Origin of the sequence: Escherichia sp. AM3 (assembly GCF_032029835.1) — a bacterium.
Lineage (GTDB): Bacteria > Pseudomonadota > Gammaproteobacteria > Enterobacterales > Enterobacteriaceae > Escherichia > Escherichia coli.
The window spans coordinates 1-1,964 of the sequence record NZ_JAVUPQ010000228.1 but is presented as its reverse complement, the minus strand read 5'-3'; the positions used below and the strand labels follow the sequence as shown (position 1 = coordinate 1,964).

At 53.7% G+C, this 1,964-nt stretch carries 2 protein-coding genes and 1 pseudogene; all 3 read left to right on the top strand.

Going from position 1 to position 1,964, the window contains the following annotated elements; translation table 11 throughout:
• Positions 1–150 (top strand): annotated as a pseudogene (locus tag RTW80_RS24470) (NADP-dependent phosphogluconate dehydrogenase); the annotation flags it as partial.
• 223 nt (positions 151–373) lie between these two features.
• Positions 374–1,438 (top strand): dTDP-glucose 4,6-dehydratase, encoded by a 1,065-nt coding sequence (rfbB, locus tag RTW80_RS24465; RefSeq protein WP_000699390.1) that lies wholly within the window; start codon positions 374–376, stop codon positions 1,436–1,438.
• Between the two features lie 26 nt (positions 1,439–1,464).
• Positions 1,465–1,964 (top strand): sugar phosphate nucleotidyltransferase (locus RTW80_RS24460; RefSeq protein WP_312720646.1); only part of this gene is annotated, 500 nt, incomplete at its 3' end.

The window sequence follows — 1,964 nt, the reverse complement described above, 5'->3', positions numbered from 1 at the left end:
ACATTCTCTGCCGCAATTGCCTACTACGACAGCTACCGTTCCGCGGTTCTGCCCGCTAACCTGATTCAGGCTCAGCGAGATTACTTTGGTGCGCACACCTATAAGCGTACTGATAAGGAAGGCGTTTTCCACACTGAGTGGTTAGATTAATATTTATCTTATTAGACCTTCATAACTTTATTGAAGGTCTAATAAAAAAGCGTGTGTATTATCAAGATCTATTATGATAAATAGCGAAAAATTAAGAATTTCGCTATTTGTTTTTAAAGTGTTCCTCCGATATTATCCCCATGAAATTACATCTCAAATATTTTAATATGGAGATGTATGCAATTATTTTCTTTTTGCATGAGTAATAAAAGGTAAATAAAGTATGAAGATTCTTGTCACCGGTGGCGCAGGCTTTATTGGCTCTGCTGTAGTTCGTCATATCATTGAAAATACCCGGGATGAAGTCCGAGTGGTGGACTGCCTGACCTACGCCGGCAACCTCGAATCCCTGGCGCCGGTGGCCGGGAGCGAGCGCTACTCGTTTTCCCAGACCGATATCACGGACGCCGCTGCCGTGGCGGCCCAGTTCAGCGAGTTCCGCCCGGATATCGTGATGCACCTGGCGGCAGAAAGCCATGTAGACCGTTCCATTGATGGCCCGGCTGCTTTTATCCAGACCAACGTGATCGGCACCTTCACTCTGCTGGAGGCGGCCCGTCACTACTGGTCCGGGCTTGGAGAAGCGCAGAAAAAAGCTTTCCGCTTCCATCATATCTCCACCGATGAGGTGTACGGAGACCTGCATGGCACCGATGACCTGTTCACCGAAGAAACCCCTTACGCGCCGAGTAGCCCGTACTCCGCCTCCAAAGCGGGCAGCGACCATCTGGTTCGCGCCTGGAACCGCACCTACGGCCTGCCGGTGGTGGTGACCAACTGCTCCAACAACTATGGTCCGTATCATTTCCCGGAGAAACTAATCCCGCTGACTATCCTTAATGCCCTGGCGGGTAAACCGCTGCCGGTGTATGGCAACGGGGAGCAGATCCGTGACTGGCTGTACGTCGAGGACCATGCCCGTGCGCTGTATAAAGTGGCGACCGAAGGCAAGAGCGGCGAGACCTACAATATCGGCGGTCATAACGAGCGTAAAAATATCGATGTGGTGCGTACCATCTGCGCCATTCTCGACAAGGTGGTGGCGCAGAAGCCGGGCAACATCGCCCACTTTGCTGACCTGATCACTTTTGTCACCGACCGTCCGGGACACGACCTTCGCTACGCCATTGATGCGGCAAAAATTCAGCGCGATCTGGGCTGGGTGCCGCAGGAGACGTTCGAAAGCGGGATTGAGAAAACCGTGCACTGGTACCTGAACAATCAGACCTGGTGGCAGCGCGTGCTGGACGGCTCCTATGCCGGCGAGCGTCTGGGCCTCAATAACTGATATCTGACTGATTAAGGAATAGATTTATGAAAGGTATTGTTCTGGCCGGCGGCTCCGGCACGCGTTTATATCCGATCACCCAGGGCGTCTCCAAGCAGCTGCTGCCAATCTATGACAAGCCGATGATTTTCTACCCGGTGTCCGTCCTGATGCTGGCGGGAATACGCGACATCCTGATTATCTCCACCCCGGACGACATGCCTTCCTTCCAGCGCCTGCTGGGTGACGGGTCGCAGTTCGGGGTGAACTTCAGCTACGCCGTCCAGCCGTCGCCGGACGGCCTGGCGCAGGCCTTTATCATTGGCGAGAAGTTTATCGGCAACGATGCCTGCGCCCTGGTGCAGGGAGATAATATCTACTTTGGCCAGAGCTTCGGTAAAAAGCTGGACGCGGCAGCGGCGAAGACCTCCGGTGCCACGGTGTTTGGTTATCAGGTGCTGGATCCGGAGCGCTTCGGGGTGGTGGAGTTCGATGAGAACTTTAAGGCGCTGTCCATCGAGGAGAAACCGCTGAAGCCGAAATCGGA